The 17,893-nt window shown below is 71.9% G+C and carries 12 protein-coding genes; 3 read left to right on the top strand and 9 right to left on the bottom strand.

Annotation, left to right across the window (positions count from 1 at the left end; all coding sequences use genetic code 11):
* Positions 1-395, top strand: a 395-nt coding sequence (locus AB0C38_RS48415; protein WP_360688139.1) for a helix-turn-helix domain-containing protein, incomplete at its 5' end; no start/stop codon positions are given.
* Positions 396-414: 19 nt separating this feature from the next.
* Here AB0C38_RS48415 and AB0C38_RS48420 read toward each other — a convergent pair.
* From AB0C38_RS48420 to AB0C38_RS48450, 7 genes are all read right to left on the bottom strand, one after another.
* A complete protein-coding gene (locus AB0C38_RS48420) occupies positions 415-1,014 on the bottom strand; it encodes a hypothetical protein (protein WP_360688142.1) in 600 nt (199 codons plus the stop codon).
* 69 nt (positions 1,015-1,083) lie between these two features.
* Positions 1,084-3,930 carry a glycoside hydrolase family 2 TIM barrel-domain containing protein gene (locus AB0C38_RS48425; RefSeq protein ID WP_360688145.1) on the bottom strand — a complete coding sequence of 949 codons (2,847 nt, stop codon included), beginning with the start codon at positions 3,928-3,930 and terminating at the stop codon, positions 1,084-1,086.
* Positions 3,931-3,939: 9 nt separating this feature from the next.
* Complete coding sequence (locus tag AB0C38_RS48430; protein WP_360688148.1) at positions 3,940-4,767, bottom strand: carbohydrate ABC transporter permease; 828 nt, start codon at positions 4,765-4,767, stop codon at positions 3,940-3,942.
* On the bottom strand, positions 4,764-5,702 hold the full coding sequence (locus AB0C38_RS48435) for a sugar ABC transporter permease (protein ID WP_360688151.1): 939 nt from the start codon (positions 5,700-5,702) through the stop codon (positions 4,764-4,766). Before AB0C38_RS48435 ends, AB0C38_RS48430 begins: the two co-directional genes overlap by 4 nt.
* Positions 5,702-6,979, bottom strand: a complete 1,278-nt coding sequence (locus AB0C38_RS48440) for an ABC transporter substrate-binding protein (protein ID WP_360688154.1) — start codon at positions 6,977-6,979, stop codon at positions 5,702-5,704. Before AB0C38_RS48440 ends, AB0C38_RS48435 begins: the two co-directional genes overlap by 1 nt.
* A gap of 93 nt (positions 6,980-7,072) precedes the next feature.
* Positions 7,073-8,071, bottom strand: a complete 999-nt coding sequence (locus tag AB0C38_RS48445; RefSeq protein ID WP_360688157.1) for a LacI family DNA-binding transcriptional regulator — start codon at positions 8,069-8,071, stop codon at positions 7,073-7,075.
* Positions 8,072-8,278: 207 nt separating this feature from the next.
* Entirely contained in the window at positions 8,279-8,914 is a 636-nt protein-coding gene (locus AB0C38_RS48450) for a glutaminase (RefSeq protein WP_360688160.1), read from the bottom strand.
* A gap of 159 nt (positions 8,915-9,073) precedes the next feature.
* On the opposite strand from AB0C38_RS48450, the gene AB0C38_RS48455 reads away from it, so the two are divergent.
* Complete coding sequence (locus tag AB0C38_RS48455) at positions 9,074-10,465, top strand: amino acid permease (RefSeq protein WP_360688163.1); 1,392 nt, start codon at positions 9,074-9,076, stop codon at positions 10,463-10,465.
* A 56-nt stretch (positions 10,466-10,521) separates the two neighbouring features.
* On the opposite strand, the gene AB0C38_RS48460 is transcribed toward AB0C38_RS48455, so the two are convergent.
* Positions 10,522-11,139 carry a PAS domain-containing protein gene (locus AB0C38_RS48460; RefSeq protein ID WP_360688166.1) on the bottom strand — a complete coding sequence of 206 codons (618 nt, stop codon included), beginning with the start codon at positions 11,137-11,139 and terminating at the stop codon, positions 10,522-10,524.
* On the bottom strand, positions 11,136-12,257 hold the full coding sequence (locus tag AB0C38_RS48465) for a pyridoxal-phosphate dependent enzyme (protein WP_360688169.1): 1,122 nt from the start codon (positions 12,255-12,257) through the stop codon (positions 11,136-11,138). The genes AB0C38_RS48460 and AB0C38_RS48465 overlap by 4 nt, the downstream gene beginning before the upstream one ends.
* Before the next feature lie 791 nt (positions 12,258-13,048).
* Here AB0C38_RS48465 and AB0C38_RS48470 point away from each other — a divergent pair.
* Positions 13,049-17,893 (top strand): beta-ketoacyl synthase N-terminal-like domain-containing protein (locus AB0C38_RS48470; RefSeq protein WP_360688172.1); only part of this gene is annotated, 4,845 nt, incomplete at its 3' end.

The raw sequence follows: 17,893 nt of genomic DNA on the forward strand, positions 1-17,893 counted from the left end.
CCCTCGGGCTGACCGGGTCGTTGGGGGTGTTCGACCGCTTCGGTGCCGCAATCCTCACGGCTAACCTGCTGGACGCGGGCCCGGCCGCGGACCTGGCCGGCCAGGTCCGCGCGGCACAGGCGATCGCGATGCTCAGCGACCCGGTGGTGCTGTTCGCCGACGCCCCCGTGGACGAGCTCCGCGCCACGGTCCTCGACGGCGTCGACCGCCTGTTCGCGGTGCGGGAACCGGAGGACAAGCCGCGCGGCCGACGGGGACGCCCGACGGTGATGAGCCCCGAGACGATCGAGGCGGCCCAGCGCCTCTACGAAGCGGGCCGCGCTCCGGCCGACATCGCGACGGCGCTCGGCGTCTCCCGCGCCACGATCTACCGGCACCTTCCCGGCGTCGAATAATGAGACGCCTTAATGAGACTTATTGAGACTCGGGGGCGACGTCGATGGCGGGCAACGCCGTGAGCTGCGCCGGGGTCATCCGCGAGGCCGCCGCGAAGACCGTTGCCTGGTGCTCCTTGATCCGCTCGTCGACCAGGCGGCTCAGCTCGAAGGCCAGGCGCCCGGTCTGCCGAACCGTGACGTCGTCCACCAGCGGCCGCACGGCCGACGTGATGACGATGCCCTCGGCCGCGCCGGACTCGGATTGTGAGACGCCCACCGCGTAGGTCTCGCGCGGGTTGACCGGCCCGTCGATCGAGAAGTCCCGGATCCGGCCGAGCAGCGCGTGCCACTCGGCGACCTCGCCCGGCACCTCGGTGGCCTTGACGTCGGTGACGGTCAAGCCCATGCCGCGGTCGCCGGTGCGGAAGCATCGGGCGTAGGAGTTGAGCGCCGACACCCACAGCGCCTCGACGAGCACGGCGTCCACCCGCGGGTGCGCCAGCTCCGCCACCAGCCGTTCGCAGCACTTGAGCGTGAACTGGAGGTCGTCGAAGATCGCGACTAAGTCGGCCAAGCCCAGCGCACCGGGGGTGGCCAGCTGCCGAGCGCTCGAAGGGGTCGTCGTGGAGGGGGTCATCCGGGGACGCTCCTGTCCTGCGGCCGTCTGGACCCTCAACGACACCGCATCCGGGAGCGTCCCGGGGTCTCAATTTGCGACACCACCCGCCACGGGCCGCAGCGACAGGGTGAACGACGCCTTCTGCGGCACCAGCCGGTACCGCGGCAGCACCCCGGGCCCGCAGGCCGCCGTCCCGAGGCCGTGGTGGGCCACGTCCAGGGTCACGTGCACCAGCGGACCGGACTCCAGCTCGTCCGTGTGCCGCGCCTTCTCCAGCGCCGCCGACGTCCAGCGGCGGGCCGTGAAGTCGAACGTCGGGTCACCCTCGACGAGTAGGCCCGTGCCGGATGGCGTCGTGAACCTTGCCCAGCGCACGGCCGTCCGGTTGCCGTTCTCCTGGGGGAAGACGTACGGCGTCTGCAGGCCGTCGACGCTGCTCGAGAACCGGCCGATCCGGACCGCCTGGCAGCTGTCCGGGTACGCCTCGCCGGGGCCGGCGCCGTACCACTCGGCCGAGCCGAACGTGCCCGGGACCGCCATCGCCAGGCCGAGCCGGGGGAGCGTGCCGGGGAACTCGCCGTCCGGGGTCACGTCCACGCGCAGCCGCAGGCCGCCGTCGAAGGCCGTCCACGTGTAGTCCGTGACCAGGCCGAACGGCTGCGCCGGCGGGGCGACACGGGTGCGCACCACGAGTTCGTCCCCGTCGGCGTCGACGGCCAGCACGCGGTGCTGCATCCGGTGCAGCCCCGCTTCGAGCCACTGTGAAGCCTCCGACGGTCCGGGCGACGACCCGCGGTCGTTGTCCGTCGTGGCGCGCCAGACGTCCAGCCGGGGGCCCTGCACCGCGTGCCCGCCGAGCGACGTCAGCGTGCCCGTCACGGCGTCGAACTCGCCGGTGCCGAGGATGAGCCGCCCGGACGTGCGGAACACCGGCCCGCGGGTCGGCGGCGAAGGCCGTTCACGAGTCGCCGACACCTGCACCTGCCCCCAGCCGACGACGTGCCCGGCGGGTGCCCACGCCGTCGCGGAGGCCAGCGACGCCGAGACGGTCAGCCAGGACTCGCCGCTGGTGGGCGGCAAAGAAGGGAGCGCGAGAGCGACGCTCTGTCCGGAGTGGACTGACGGCACGTCGAGAACACCGTCCGCGACGGCGGTTCCCTCGTCCTCGAGCACCCACGTGAACTGCAGGTGCCCGATGTCCACGAAGTCGTAGTGGTTCTCGATCCGGAGACCGGAGAGGTCCGAGGAGATCCGGACCGGCTCGATGATCTTCGCGAACTCGGTCAGCCCCGGCGACGGCGTCCGGTCCGGGAAGAGCAGCCCGTCGATGACGAAGTTGCCGTCGTGGATGGGCTCGCCGAAGTCGCCGCCGTAGGCGAAGTGGCCCGGAACGGCCAGGCCGTGGTCGATCCACTCCCAGACGAACCCGCCCTGGCAGTTCGGGTACCGCTCGAACAGCTCGCGGTACTCCAGCAGCCCGCCCGGCCCGTTGCCCATCGCGTGCGCGTACTCGCAGAGCACGAACGGCAGGTCCCGGCGGCGCGCGTTGTCGTCCTCACGGCGGCCGATCCGGTCGACCTCTTCAGGGGTCGCGTACATGCGGCTGTGGACATCCACATAGGAGCAGTCGTGGTCGCCCTCGTAGTGCACCGGCCGCGTCGGATCGCGGTGGCGCACCCACTCCGCCATCCGCGCCAGGTTCTCCCCGGTGTGGCTCTCGTTGCCGAGCGACCAGAGGATCACGCTGGGCCGGTTCTTGTCCCGCTCGACCGTGCGCCGCATCCGGTCCAGGTAGGCGTCCGTCCACATCGGCTCGGAGCTCGGGTTGCGGTCCCACCCGAGCGGCCCGAAGCCGTGGGTCTCCAGGTCGCACTCGTCGACCACCCAGAGGCCGTATTCGTCGCACAGCTCGAGGAACGCCGGGTCCGGCGGGTAGTGGCTGGTCCGGACGGCGTTGACGTTGTGCCGCTTCATCAGCAGCACGTCGGCCAGCGCGGTTTCCCGGGAGACGACTCGCCCGGTGCGCGGGTCATGTTCGTGCCGGTTGACCCCGCGCAGCAGCAGGCGCCGGCCGTTCACCTTGAGCTGACCGTCCTCGATGGCCACCGTCCGGAAGCCGATCCGCACCGGCACCCGTTCGGCCACAGTGGACAGCGTCCCGTCGTAGAGGCGCGGTGTCTCGGCGCTCCACGGCTCGACGGGCAGCTCCAGCGGTTCACCGGCCGGATGGCCCGCGACGCCCAGCGAAGGGATGTCCAGCACGACGTCCGCGCCGGTCTCGACCCGGACCGTGCCCAGCCCGGTCGTGTGGTCGTAGTCCGCGCGGACCCAGTAGTCGCCGATGCCGCCGGACGGCCGCGCCAGCAGCGTCACGGCCCGGAAGATCCCGGACAGCCACCACATGTCCTGGTCCTCGAGGTAGCTGCCCGCCGACCACTGGTGCACGCGCACCACCAGGACGTTGTCCCGCGGCCGCAGCAGCGGCCCGGCCTCGAACTCCGAGGGCAGGCGGCTGCCCTTCGTGACGCCGAGCTCGGTGCCGTTGAGCCAGATCCGGCCGCAGGAGTCGATCCCGTCGAAGCGCAGCAGCGCGGACCCGCCGGGCCAGCCGGCGGGCAGGTCGAACCGCAGCCGGTGGTCGCCGGTCGGGTTCTCCGACGGCACGTGCGGCGGATCGACTGGAAACGGGTAGTGCACGTTCGTGTAGGCGGGCTCGCCGTGGCCGTGCAGCTGCCACAGCGACGGCACCGGCAGCTCGTCCCACGCGGAATCGTCGAAGTCGACGTCGAAGACGTCCGGGGGAGCGGCCGCGAGGCCCGGCGAGAGCCGGAACCGCCAGGTGCCGTTCAGGGACAGCGACGGGGCGTCGGAGGTGAAGGCCGCGCGCGGGGGCACCGAACCGTGGCCGGGGCCCGGGTCTTCGACGTACGACATGGAGTCCTCTCAGCCCTTGAGGGCACCGGCGGCGATGTTGCGGACGAAGTGGCGGGCCCCGAAGGCGAAGACGACGATCAGCGGCACGATCGCCACGAGCGTGCCCGCCATGACGACGCTGTAGTCCTTGACGTACAGGCCGTTCAGCTGCGAGAGCGCGACCTGCAGCGTCACGTGGTTCGAGTCGATCAGCACGACCAGCGGCCACAGGTAGTCGTTCCAGGCGTTGACGAACGTGAAGATGCCGAGGAACGCCAGCGCCGGGCGCAGCACCGGCAGCCCGATCGTCAGGTAGGTCCGGAAGAACCCGCAGCCGTCGATCCGCGCGGCCTCCAGGAGCTCGTCCGGGATCGCCGTCTGGGCGTACTGGCGCATCCAGAAGATGCCGAACGCGTTCGCCGCGGCCGGCACGATCAGCGCCTTGAGGTCGCCGACCCAGCCGAGGTGCGCCATGGTCGTGAACTGCGGGATCGCCGAGAGCTGCGTCGGCACGACGAACGTGGCCAGCACGATGCCGAACAGCAGGGAGCTGCCGGGGAAGCGGTACTTGGCGAAGGTGAACGCGGCCAGCGAGTCGAAGAACAGCACCAGCAGCGTGGTCACGATCGCGACGAGCAGGGTGTTGAGCAGCGAGCCGAAGAAGTCGATCTTCGCGAACACCTGGCCGATGTTGTGGAAGAACTCCCCGCCGAACGTCCACGTCGGCGGCGACGAGTAGATGTCGGCGGTCGTGTTGGACGCCATCACGACGAGCCAGTAGTAGGGGAACAGGGTGATCAGGGCACCGATCGTCAACGCCGTGTAGGTGACGATCCGGCCCGCTCGTGTCGAGGTCATCGGCCCGCCTTCAGGAAGCCGGGGCGCTGGATCAGCCGCCAGTTGAGCACCGCGAACAGCACCACGACGACGAAGATGCCCCACGCGATCGCGGCGCCGTAGCCGAAGTCGCTGTTCACGAAGGCGTTGTTGTAGAAGTAGAGCACCATGGTCATACCCGCTTCGTCGGGTCCGCCGCGGTTGCCGAGCAGGATCTGCGACTCGGTGAAGATCTGCAGCCCGCTGATCGCCGACATCACGACGGAGAACAGCAGGACCGGGCGCAGCAGCGGGAGCGTGATGCGGAAGAACGTCCGCACCGGGCCGGCGCCGTCGACGCGCGCGGCCTCGTAGACGTCGGACGGCAGCGCCTGCAGCCCGGCCAGGAAGATGATCGCGTTGTAGCCGACCCACCGCCAGACGATCATGATCGAGATCGCGCCGCGGATCGCCCACGGGTCGGTCAGCCACTGCACCGGGTCGATGCCGACGAGGCCGAGCAACCAGTTGAGGATGCCGAACTCGCTGCTGAAGATCGAGCCGAAGACCAGCGACATCGCCACGATCGAGGTGACGTTCGGCAGGAAGTAGGCGATCCGGAACGCGCCCTTGAACCGGATCGACGAGTGCAGCCCGACGGCGATGAGCAGGGCCAGCGCGGTCATCGGGATCGTCGACATCACCCAGATGACCAGGGTGTTGCCGATGGAGTCCCAGAACACCGGGTCGGTCACCAGGAACTGGAAGTTGCCCAGGCCGACGAACTTCATCGGCCCGACGCCGTCCCACCGCTGCAACGCGAGGTACAGCGAATACAGCACGGGGTAGAGGCCGAAGACGGCGAAGAGCACGAAGAACGGCGCTATCGCGAGGTACTGGGGGAGGTACCGCCAGCGCTTCGAACGCGGGGGAGTCGTGACGCGCACCGGCGCGTCGGGACGGGTGAGCGTCGCCATCAGAGCACCCCCTGCCGGGTCAGCAGCCGTTCGACGCTCCGGCGGGCGTCGTCCCAGGCCCGCCCGGGGTCCTTCCCGGCGAGTTCGACGTTGGCGAGCTCGTCGGTGAACGTGTCGCTGATCGCGATGTCCCACGGGCTGAAGTACGCGGGCTTGACCTCCCGCGCTGCCTTCCCGAGCACGGCCATCGTGGCCTGGCCGCCGAAGAACGGCTCGGGAGCCAGGAGCCGCGGGTCGGTGAAGGCCGCCGGGCTGGTCGGGAACAGGCCGGCCTCGAGGTAGGAGCGCGGCTGGTTCTCCGGCGAGAGCAGCCAGCGGACGACATCGAACGCCTGGTCCGGCCGCGGGCAGTACTTCGTGATCGCCAGGAACGACCCGCCCTGGTTGCCCGCGCCGCCGGGGGCGCGGCAGACCCGCCACTTCCCGGCGGTGCCCGGCGCGGACTTCTTGAGCTCGCCGACGATCCACGACGCGTTGACGAAGCTCAGCTCCTTGCCGGAGTTCCAGGCGGCGTGCCGTTCGACCGAGCTGCCGGGGTCCTGCGAACCGGCGTAGCCCGCGGTCAGCCCGGAGCGGAACGCGGTGAGCGCGCGGTCCCAGGCGCGGCGGACCTGCGGCGCATCGCCGAGGTAGGCGTTGTCGCGGGTGAAGTACTTCTGCGGCTCCTGCGCCATCGAGTACGTGTAGACGGTCTTCGTGTCGGTGATCAGGTGCCGGCCGGGCAGCTTCTCCTGCAGGCGGCGGCCGAAGTCGAAGTAGGCGTCCCAGGTCGGCACCGCGGCGGCGACGTCGTCCGGTTCGCTGGGGAAGCCGGCCTGCGCGAACAGGTCGTGCCGGTAGTAGAGGGCGGCCGGGCCGACGTCGATCGGGAAGCCGAGCTGGAAGCCGTCCGGGCTCGTGCCGGCCCGCCACTTCCAGGGCAGGTACTGGTCCTTGACGGTGTCGGCGCCGAGGGACCGCAGGTCGGTGAAGTGGGCGGTGTCGGCGAAGTAGGTCGCGATGTCGTCGCCGAGCATCGTGATGTCGGGCAGGTACGCCTCGCCGGCGAGCGCGGCCAGCAGCCGCTGCTTGAGCTGGCCGCTGACCTGGGACGGGTACAGCTCGCCGAAACGCTGGCCGGCGTCCGCGACGACCGTGTCGGCGAGGCCGCCGCTGGTGTACCAGAGCGTGAGCTTGCCCGGGTTGGCGGTGGTCGGGCTGGTGCAGGAAGCGGCGGTGCCGAGCGCCGCCACGCTCAGCCCCGCCGCCGTCAGGAAGCTACGTCGAGTCAGCGTCATCGAGGACCCTCCGGGCGCGTGCCCGTGAACGCTCCCGTGAACGTTCACGGATTGCCCGGAAGTGTGCGTGGAGTGGATCTGGCTGTCAAGGGATCAGGCGGATTCGCGCAGGTGGAGCGCGGCGCGGACGACCAGCCGGCCGGGCTCGGCGGCGCCGGTCACCAGGCGCGCGGCCTCTTCGACGGCGAGCACGCCGAGCGAGCGGGTGTCAAGCGCGACGCTGGAGAGCTCCGGCTCGACGAGGGTGCCGAGCGCGAGCCCGTCGAACCCGATGACGGCGAGTTCGGCCGGCACGCGCAGGCCGAACCGGCGGGCCTCCCGCAGGGCGCCGATGGCGATCACGTCGTTGAAGGCGAACACGGCGGTGACGTCGGGGTGGGCGGCGAGCAGGGAGGCCAGCGCCGCGCCGCCGCCGTCGACGGTCTGGGCAGCGCGCACGATCCACCCGGGCGCGACGGCGAGGCCGTGCTCGGCGGCGGCCCGGAGGAACCAGGTCTGCCGGATGCTGGCTTCGGGGCGGCGGTCGTGGTCGAGCATCCCGATTCGCCGGTGACCGCGCGAGACCAGGTGAGCGATCGCCTCCCGCACGCCCTCTTCGCCGTCGATGCCGATGCCGCTGAACCGCGGGGTGCGCGGCTCCCGGCCGATGAGGACGACCGGGATGCCCGGGGTGAGCCGGTCGAGGTCCTCGTCGGACCGGCTGAAGTAGCCGACCACGGCGTCGACCTGGGAGCCGATGACGCGCAGCGTGGCGAGCTCCTGCTCGACGTCGTCGGCGGTGTCGTAGACGACGACGTGCCAGCCGCGCGCCCGGGCCGCCTGCAGCGCGCCGGAGGCGACCTCGGTGAAGAAGGGGTTGAGCAGGTCCGGCACGACGAGCCCGATGGTGGTGGTGTCCTGCCGGACGAGCCCGCGCGCGAACCGGCTCGGCCGGTACCCGAGTTCCCGCGCGGCGTCGAGGACGCGCTGCTTGGTCGAGCCGTCGATCTCGGCCTTGTCGTTCAGCGCGCGCGACACGGTCTGCCGCGAGACCCCGGCCGAGCGGGCGACGTCGTGGATGGTCACCCGCCGGGGTTCCGTGCTCGAGGACACCGCCCACCTCCCTGTCGGAGGTCGAGTATGCCCGCCCGCGGCCCCGGCGCTACCCGAGGCAGCCGTGATCGGAGCGCCGACTCGCGTGATGGGAGGGTCGACTCGCGTGATTGAAGCGACGACACGGGCTTGCCCGCCGTGTCGACCCCGCAATCACGCGTGTCGACCGTCTGATCACGCGTGTCGACTCCGCGATCACGCCCTGCCTCAGAAGATGGACCAGCCGGTCAGCGTCGTGAAGCGGTCCAGCGCCGACACGCCCGCGACCGAGTTGCCGCGCGCGTCCAAACCCGGGCTCCACACGCACACCGCGCACCGGCCCGGGACCACCGCGACGATCCCGCCGCCGACGCCGCTCTTGCCCGGGAGCCCGACCCGGTAGGCGAACTCGCCGGCCGCGTCGTACGTGCCGCACGTCAGCATCACCGCGTTGATCCGCTTCGCCGCGCTCAGCCCCAGCAGGCGGGTGCCGTCGTTGCGGATGCCGTGGCGGGCCAGGAAGAGCGCCGAGCGCGCGACGTCCGCGCAGCTCATCGCGATCGAACACTGGCGGACGTACTGGTCGAGCACCGCCGGCACCGGGTGGCGCATGTTGCCGTAGGACGCCATGAAGTACGCGAGGGCGCGGTTGCGGTCGGCGTGGCCCGCTTCCGACGCGGCCACCTCCGGGTCGACGTCGATGTCCGGCCGGCCGTGCAGCGAACCGTCCACTTCGGCCACCGCCATGCCGAACCGGCCCGGCTCGATCCGCGCCAGGGCAGGGATGTAGTCCGCGACGGCGCCGCGGCCGACCTCGGGCGCGACGTCGCCGGCGATCCGGTCCAGCAACGCCGCGAGGTCCACGGCCGTAGCGTAGAAGCCGCGTCCAGCCGGGCGTAGGGCGGCCCTGTCAAATCGAAACCGGGCGATATCAGGAAAAGGTGCCGGGTGATCTCCGGCACACCTTAAGTCTTCCTTAGTCCGCTTGGTGACCTGCCGCACAGGCTTTAGCGTCCGGAAACCATGGATTCCTCGCTGCTCACCGAAAAAGGTGAAAGCTACTCAAAAGCGCTGGGCAACCGCCAGGTGCAGATGATCGCCATCGGCGGCGCGATCGGCGTCGGGCTGTTCCTCGGCGCCGGCGGCAAGCTCCACCAGGTCGGCCCGTCGCTGGTCCTCTCCTACGCGATCTGCGGCGTGGCCGCCTACTTCGTGATGCGCGCGCTCGGCGAGCTCGTCCTGCACGAGCCGAGCTCCGGCAGCTTCGTCACCTACGCGCGGAAGTTCATCGGCCCGTGGGCCGGCTTCGCCTCCGGCTGGATGTACTGGGTGAACTGGGCGATGACCGGGATCGCGGAGATCACCGCGGTCGCGATCTACGTCCACAAGTGGCTGCCGGACGTGCCGCAGTGGATCACCGCGCTGGTCGCCCTCGGCGTGCTGCTCGTGGTGAACCTGTTGAGCGTCAAGCTGTTCGGCGAGCTGGAGTTCTGGTTCTCGGTGGTCAAGGTCCTGGCCATCGTCGTCTTCCTGGTCACCGCGCTCGGCCTGGTGTTCACGAGCGCGGACATCGGCGGCACACCCGCCGGCGTGCACAACCTGACCGGCCACAGTGGATTCTTCCCGGCGGGCATCGGCATCGCGCTGATGACGCTGCAGGCGGTCATCTTCGCCTACTCGGCCATCGAGGTCGTCGGCATCGCGGCCGGCGAAACGAAGGACGCCCGCAAGGTGCTGCCGAAGGCGATCAACGGCGTGGTGTGGCGGATCGGCGTGTTCTACGTCGGTTCGGTCCTGATGCTGGCGATGCTGCTGCCCTGGCCGTTCTACAACGGTGACGAGAGCCCGTTCGTGACGGTCTTCAGCCGGCTCGGCATCCCGGGCATCGGCGACGTGATGAACGCGGTCGTGCTGACCGCGGCGCTCTCCAGCGTCAACTCCGGCCTCTACTCCACGGGCCGGATCCTGCGCTCGCTCGCCGAAAAGGGCGAGGCGCCGTCGTTCGTCGGCCGGATGAGCGCCCGGCACGTGCCCTACGGCGGCATCCTGTTCACCTCGGTCGCCTACCTGCTCGGCGTGGTGCTGAACTACCTGGTGCCCAAGGACGCGTTCGACATCGCCATCGCGATCGCCTCGCTCGGCGTGATCACCACCTGGGCGACGCTCGTCTTCTGTCAGATGCGCCTGCGCCAGGCCGCGCTGCGCGGAGAGCTGGAACGGCCGTCGTACCGGATGCCGTGGGCGCCGTACTCGGGCTGGGCGACGCTGGCGTTCCTGGCGCTGGTGGTCGTGTTGATGGGCTTTTCGGACGGCGCCGAGAAGATCGCGTTCTACTCGATCCCGGTGCTGGCCGTGGTGCTCGCGGTCGGCTGGCGCGTGATCTCGAAGCGGCGCGAAAGGATCCCGGCGGAGTAGCGCCGGGTGGAGCGGGCCTCCCCGGGAGCAACCCCGAACTGCCGGGGAGGCGCCGCTCAGCGCAGGTAGTTGTAGACGCTGGCCCGCGAGATCCCGAGCAGGTCGGTCAGCGTCGGCACCGCGTTCTTCACCTCCAGGAACCCGCGCTCCTTCAGCGTCCGCGCCAGGTCCTTCTTCCCGGCCGCCGGCAGGCTGCGCGGGGTGTGGCCGCGCTCGGTCGCGTAGTCCTCGACCAGCGCGCGCAGCTCGTCGGCCGTGCGGGCGCGCAGCGACTCGGTCAGCGGGGCGGGCTCGTCGGCGCGGGCGAGGCGGGTCAGGGCGCGGGCGGCGGAGCCGAGCAGGGAGACGTCCAGGTTGAGGCACAACGCCGCGACGTACTCGCCGTCCGAGTTGCGGAGGCCGATCGACGTGCTCTTCGCCGGCCGGCCGTCGGGGAAGCGGTTCGGGTAGTTCTGCAGCACGTCCGGGAAATCGGGGTCGGCGATCCGGGCCAGGCCCAGCTCGGTCGCCGGGTCGCCGACGGCGCGCCCGGACAGCCCGCCTTCGATCGCGCGCACCGCGTGGGCCGGGTCGCGCAGGTCGTGCAGCACGACCTCGCACAGCCCGGGGAACATCCGGGCGACGGCCTGGGCGATCTTGCCGGCCTCGCGCAGCAGGAGCTCGTCTTCGGTCATCCGATCAGCTCACGCAGCTTGTCGGGCGCCTTCAGTCCGGAGCCGGTGAGGACGACGACGGTCGTCTCGCCCGGCCGGATCGCCCCGCGCTCGCGGAAGACGTCGATCGCCGCGGCGGCCGTCGCGCTCGTCGGCTCCGCGTAGAGGCCGAGCGACGCCAGCCGGCGGGCGGCCGCGGCGATCCCGTCCTCGGGGATGGCGGCCGTGTCGCCGCCGGACCGGCGGATCGCCGCGACGACCTCCGGGAGCCGCACCGGCTGCCGGATGGCGGTCCCCTCGGCGACGGTCGGGGCGAACTCCGGCGGCCGCCGGTCGTGCACGGCCGCGTCGATGGGGGAGCAGTTGTGCGGCTGGGCGACCAGCAGCCGCGGCCGCCGGGTGATCGACCCGGCGGCCAGCAGCTCGCCGAACCCGAGGTCGCAGCCCAGCACGATGCTGCCGGCGCCGGCCACCGTGACGACCGCGTCCGGCGCGCGGAAGCCGAGGTCCTCCCACAGCTCGTAGGCGAGCGTCTTGGTGCCCTGCAGGAAGAAGGGGTGCCAGTTGTGGCTGGCGTAGGTCGTGCGGGCCGAGCGGCGGACGGCCTCGGCGGCGGTGTCGTCACGCGTGCCGGGCACGAGTTCGACGTTCGCGCCGTACGCGCGGGCCTGCAGGACCTTCGCGGGTGAGGTCCCTTCGGGGGCCAGCACGGTCGCCGCGATCCCGGCGGCCGCGCTGTAGGCCGCGACCGAAGAGCCGCCGTTGCCGGAGCTGTCCTCCAGGAGCTCCGTCACCCCGGCGCCGGCCAGCGCGGAGATCATCACACTGGATCCGCGGTCCTTGAAGCTGCCGGTCGGGCTGAACCACTCGAGCTTGAACCGCACGTCGCCGGCGCCCCACGGCCGGGGGACCAGCGGCGTGCAGCCCTCGCCGAGCGAGACTGGGCGCAGGTCGCCGGGCAGGGCGGCCCGGTACCGCCAGAGCGACCGCTCTCCGGGGTCGACGTCGCCGGGAGCGAGGCCCGGCAGCGGTGCGACCGTCAGCGGCGCGCCGTCCTCGCCGCGCCATCGCAGCGGGTCGCCCGGGTAGCGCGTCCCCGAGCGCTCGTCGACGTACCGGTACTCCACGGCCACCTCCATGACTGGACAGATGGTCGAAGTCTAGACGGTGTGTCCACAGTTACCGACTAGTACGCGAAACGCTTTCAGCTTTCTCTAAGGAAAATCTGTCACCGGAGTGTGGAAAATCCTTGACGAAGATCGCCGCGGGAGACGGGAGGTACCGATGGTGTCTGGCCGAATACCCGGAGTCGTCCTGGTTGTGACGGGTGTCACCGCGAGCCGAGGCGCCCGGAGCGTGGAGCCGCCGTGGGGCGTTTGAGCACGCGGAACCCGGGCCGCGACGGGGTCCATAGTGGACTCGTGCGATCCCGGCAGGGGTAATCGCGCGAGTTCCGGGTACGACTTTCGGCTGTGGGTAAAACTGCCAGGGAAATAGTCGCCGGACAATGGGGAATTCTGACGTTCCCGCGTTGTGGGCGATCGGGGAGTCGTGGCCGGTTTTACCGTCACGGCAGTTTGTGCTGGGCGGCCGGGAATAGTTCGGACCATCGAACGGCGTGGTCCGGTGTGGTCAGTCACACTGCGCCCACCGGGTGAGAAGGGTTGCCCCATTTGGGTCTGTGTGCCACGGGAGCCGCAGGTCCGGCCACTGCGGCCGGCCGTTGTTCACTGTACAACGACAATCCGCCGCCGCTTCCCGGCGTGGGGAACGTGACGGCGACGTTAAATTCTTGCGTCTTCCGGCTGGTCGATCCCGAATTTTCTGAACCATCACGACGAAATCGTGGTGGGTTGTTGACGGAACCCGTGGGAACCCGCTTAAGTACACCCCGTTACCCATCACCCATTCGTGCGTAACGGGAGAGTCCATGCGTGTCCCGAAAGCCGACCTGGTCGTCGCCGTGTCGCCTGTGCGGTGGCCGTCGGCGCGCGGGGTCGCGGCCGCCGTGCGCGGGGGCGGGATCGGCGTGCTCGACCTGACCGGCGGAGCCGCCGCGGACGAGCTCGCGCTGCTGGGCGAATGGAGCGTCCCGGCCTTCGGCGTCCGGGTGACCGGCCCGGTCACGGACCTGCCCGAGGCCGCGGCCACCGTCCTGCTGACCGAGGACTCCCCGTGCACCGCGGGGGACTTCCCGGGCCGGCGGGTGCTGGCGGAAGTCACCAGCCGGACGTCGGCCGCGCGGGCCGTCGCCAGTGGTGCTCACGGCTTGATCGCACGCGGTCACGAATGTGGCGGCCGGACGGGTGAGCTGAGCACGTTCGTGCTGCTCCAGGCCCTGCTCGCCGACGATGCCCTCGACGTCCCGGTGTGGGCCGCGGGCGGGATCGGCCCGCACACGGCGGCCGCCGCCGTCGCGGGCGGGGCGGCCGGCGTGGTCGTCGACACCCAGCTCGCCCTGCTGCCGGAGGCCGAACTGCCGTCGGCGCTCACCCGCGCACTCACCGGGCTGGACGGCTCCGAAACGACGGTCGTCGACGGCGTCCGCCGCCTCGCGCGGCACGGCTTCGAGCCGATCGAAGCGGGCCAGGACGTCTTCCTCGCCACCCGCTTCCGCGACCGGTGGGGCACCGTGACCGCGGCCGTGCGCGGTCTCGCCGACGCCATCGGGGACGCGCTGCGCGCCGAGACCCCGGTGCTGGGGCCCGGCAGCGCGGGCAGCCGCGCGCTCGGCACGGCACTGCCGATCGCCCAGGGACCGATGACCCGGGTCAGCGACCAGCCCGCGTTCGCCGCCGAGGTCGCCGCGGGCGGGGCGCTGCCGTTCATCGCGCTGGCCCTGTCCGGCCCGGAGCAGACCCGCGACGTCCTGGACCGGACCCGCGCGTCCGTCGGCGACGCGCCCTGGGGCGTCGGCGTCCTCGGGTTCGCCGCCGAAGACGTCAAGGCCGCGCAGCTCGAGGTGATCCGCGAGCTGCGGCCGACGCACGCGATCATCGCCGGCGGCCGCCCGGCGCAGGCCGCGGCGCTGGAGGACGCCGGCATCGCCACCTTCCTCCACGTGCCCTCGCCGGGGCTGCTCAAGCAGTTCCTCGAAGCCGGCGCCCGCAAGTTCGTCTTCGAAGGCTCGGAATGCGGCGGCCACGTCGGACCCCGCACCAGTTTCCCGTTGTGGGAAGCGCAGCTCGGCGTCGTCGCCGACTTCGTCGCGGCCACCCCGGACGCGGCCGCGGACCTGCAGCTGCTGTTCGCCGGCGGGATCCACGACGAGCGCTCGGCCGCGATGGTGGCCGCGCTCGCCGCACCGGTCGCCGCGCGCGGTGCCGCGATCGGGGTGCTGATGGGCACCGCCTACCTCTTCACCCGCGAGGCCGTCGACGCCGGGGCCGTGCTCCCGCTGTTCCAGCGAAGCCTGCTCGGCGCCGAGCACACCGACCTCCTCGAAACCGCGCCCGGACACGCCACCCGCTGTGTCCGCAGCCCGTTCACCACGGAGTACGCGGCGATCAAGGCCGAGCTCGCCGAGCAGGGCGTGCCGAGCCGCGACGCCTGGGAGCGGCTGGAACAGCTGAACGTCGGACGGCTTCGGCTGGCCAGCAAGGGCATCGAGCGCGTCGGCGCCGAACTGCGCGACGTCGGCGAGGACCGGCAGCTCGCCGAAGGCATGTTCATGGCGGGCGAGGTCGCGGTGCTGCGCTCGGCCGTCACCACGATCGCCGACCTGCACCACGCGGTCGGCGAAGGCGCGGTTTCCCTTCTCCGCGCCCGAGCGGCCGAGTTCGAGGTGGCGGTTCCGGAACCCCCGGCGCCCGAGCCCCTCGAGATCGCGATCGTCGGGATGGCCTGCATGTTCCCGCAGGCACCCGACCTGGCCACGTTCTGGGCGAACGTCCTGGCCGGCGCCGACGCGGTCACCGAGGTCCCGCCGCAGCGCTGGGACACCTCCCTTTACTACGACCCCGACGGCCAGGGCGAGAAGACGCCGTCGCGCTGGGGCGGTTTCCTGCCCGAGATCGGCTTCGACCCGCTGAAGTACGGCATCCCGCCGTCGTCGCTGGCCAGCATCGAGCCGGTGCAGCTGCTGGCGCTGGAGGCCGCGCACCGCGCGCTGGCCGACGCGGGCTACGCCGACCGCGCGTTCGATCGCGCCCGGACGTCGGTCGTGTTCGGCGCCGAGGCGGGCAGCGACCTGTCGAACGCGATGAGCCTGCGGACCGTGCTGCCGTCCTATGCGGGCGAACTCCCGTCCGAACTGGACGACCGGCTGCCGCGGATCACCGAGGACTCGTTCCCGGGCGTGCTGGCCAACGTCATCGCCGGGCGGATCGCCAACCGGCTCGACCTCGGCGGCGCGAACTACACGGTCGACGCCGCGTGCGCGTCGTCGCTGACCGCCGTCGACGTCGCCTGCAAGGAGCTGACCGCCGGCACCAGCGACCTGGTCCTCTGCGGTGGCGCGGACCTGCACAACGGCATCAACGACTACCTCCTGTTCGCCTCGGCGCACGCCCTCTCGCCGACCGGGCGCTCGGCGACGTTCGACAGCGCGGCCGACGGCATCGCGCTCGGCGAAGGCGTCGCCTGCGTCGCGCTGAAACGGCTCTCCGACGCCGAACGCGACGGTGACCGCGTCTACGCCGTGATCAAGGGCGTCGGGGCGGCGTCCGACGGCCGGGCGCTGGGGCTGACGGCGCCGCGGCCGGAAGGCCAGCACACCGCGCTGACGCGGGCCTACCGCAACGCGGGCGTCTCGCCCGCCCGGGTGGGGCTGGTCGAGGCGCACGGCACCGGGACCGTCGTCGGCGACCGGACCGAGCTGGGCACGCTGACGAAGGTGTTCACCGAGGCCGGGGCCGCGGCGGGCGGCTGCACGATCGGTTCGGTGAAGTCCCAGATCGGGCACACCAAGTGCGCTGCGGGCCTGGCCGGGCTGATCAAGACCGCGCTGGCCCTGCACACCGGCGTCAAACCGCCGACGCTGCACCTGTCGTCGCCGAACCCCGCGTGGGACGCCGCGACGAGCCCGTTCGTGTTCCAGTCGGCCGCGCAGCCGTGGGCCGCGCCGGCCGCCGAGCGGATCGCCGGGGTCAGCGCGTTCGGCTTCGGTGGGACCAACTTCCACGTCGTGCTCGGTGCGCACGACAGCATCCCGCCCGCTCTCACCGCCGACGAATGGCCGGCCGAGCTGTTCCTCTTCACCACGGACGCAGCGGTCCGTGACCTGCTGACGCTGGCCTCGGACGTCCCCGCGGGGCGGCAGCCGTGGCGGCTGCGGGACCTCGCGCTGTCCGCGTCCCTGCGCGCTCAGGGCCGACCGGTGACGCTTGCGGTCGTGGCGTCCACTGTGGACGAGCTGACTGGGCTGCTGCAGCAGGCTCTCGCCGGGCAGGACGCTCCTGGCCTGTACCGCGCCGGTGCGGGCGAGCCGGGCGAGGTCGCGGTGCTGTTCCCGGGCCAGGGCAGCCAGCGGCCGGGCATGTTCGCCGAGCTGTTCGTCGCCTTCCCCGAGCTGCAGCGGTACCTGCGCCTGGACCCGCCGACGGCCGACGTCGTCTTCGGCCCCGCGGTGTTCGGCGAGCCGGCGCGGCAGGCGCTGGCCGAGCGCGTCACCGACACCCGCGTCGCCCAGCCCGCGCTCGGCCTCGCCGGGCTGGCCGCGTTCCGGCTGCTGAGCCGCGCCGGCGTGCGGCCGGCGATGGTCGGCGGGCACAGCTACGGCGAGTTGACGGCGCTGGCCGCGGCGGGGACCTTCACCCCCGAAGCGCTGTTGCACGCCAGCCACGCGCGGGCGGCGGCGATCCTCGACGCCATCCCGGCCGGCGACCCGGGTGCGATGGCCGCGGTCGCGGCGTCGGCGACTGCCGTGGGTGCGGTCCTCACCTCGCCGGCGGTCGTGCTCGCCAACCACAACTCGCCCGAGCAGACGGTGATCTCCGGCCCGACCGCCGAGGTCGAAGCCGCGGTCGGGCAGCTGCGCGCGGCCGGGCTCGGCGCGAAACGGATTTCGGTCGCGTGCGCGTTCCACAGCCCTTTGGTCGCCGCGGCGGGGGAGACGTTCGGGCATGCCCTCGGCGCGATCGGCGTCGTGCGGCCCGCCGTGCCGGTCTACGGGAACCGGACGGCGGCGCCGTACCCGTCCTCGCCGGAGGAGATCCGCGGTGAGCTGGCCGCGCAGGTGGGTTCGCCGGTCCGGTTCGTCGAGCAGGTCGAGGCGATGTACGCGGCCGGGGCGCGGGTGTTCGTCGAGGCCGGGCCGGGTGCGGTGCTGGCCAGGCAGGTCGGCGCGATCCTCGGTGACCGTCCCCATCGGACGGTCGGGTTCGAGCAGCCGGGCCGCCGCGGCCTGCCGGGATTCCTCGGCGCGTTGGCGCAGCTGGCCGTGGCCGGGGTCCCGGTCGAGACGGGCTGGCTGTTCCGCGGCCGCGACGCGGTCGACGCGGCGGCGGCCCCGCGGCCGAAGCGTCCCGGATGGACGGTGGACGGCCACCTCCTGCGCACCGCGGACGGCACGATCCCGGCGGGCGCGCTCCGCCCGGCTTCGCGCATCTCGCTCGGTGTCGCCTCGGCGCCCGAGGCCGCGACGTCCGAGGCGATGGTCGCGGACTTCCTGCGGACGAGCCGCGAGATGATCGCCGCCCAGCGTGACGTGTTGCTGGGCTTCCTCGGCAGCGAAGCCCCCACGGCTTTGGTGGTCCCCGAGCGCCCCAATGTGGCCTTGGTTGCGTCCAACGCACCGAAGGCCGCCTTGGGTGCGTTGGGCGCACCGAAGGCCACA

The organism is Amycolatopsis sp. NPDC048633 (assembly GCF_040650695.1).
Taxonomy (GTDB): Bacteria; Actinomycetota; Actinomycetes; order Mycobacteriales; family Pseudonocardiaceae; genus Amycolatopsis.

Bases quoted from the DNA above. Each gene is read 5' to 3' on its own strand.
- AB0C38_RS48420 (WP_360688142.1), bottom strand. From the start codon at position 1,014: ATGACCCCCTCCACGACGACCCCTTCGAGCGCTCGGCAGCTGGCCACC.
- AB0C38_RS48465 (WP_360688169.1), bottom strand. From the start codon at position 12,257: ATGGAGGTGGCCGTGGAGTACCGGTACGTCGACGAGCGCTCGGGGACG.
- AB0C38_RS48455 (WP_360688163.1), top strand. From the start codon at position 9,074: ATGGATTCCTCGCTGCTCACCGAAAAAGGTGAAAGCTACTCAAAAGCG.
- AB0C38_RS48430 (WP_360688148.1), bottom strand. From the start codon at position 4,767: ATGACCTCGACACGAGCGGGCCGGATCGTCACCTACACGGCGTTGACG.
- AB0C38_RS48460 (WP_360688166.1), bottom strand. From the start codon at position 11,139: ATGACCGAAGACGAGCTCCTGCTGCGCGAGGCCGGCAAGATCGCCCAG.
- AB0C38_RS48425 (WP_360688145.1), bottom strand. From the start codon at position 3,930: ATGTCGTACGTCGAAGACCCGGGCCCCGGCCACGGTTCGGTGCCCCCG.
- AB0C38_RS48440 (WP_360688154.1), bottom strand. From the start codon at position 6,979: ATGACGCTGACTCGACGTAGCTTCCTGACGGCGGCGGGGCTGAGCGTG.
- AB0C38_RS48435 (WP_360688151.1), bottom strand. From the start codon at position 5,702: ATGGCGACGCTCACCCGTCCCGACGCGCCGGTGCGCGTCACGACTCCC.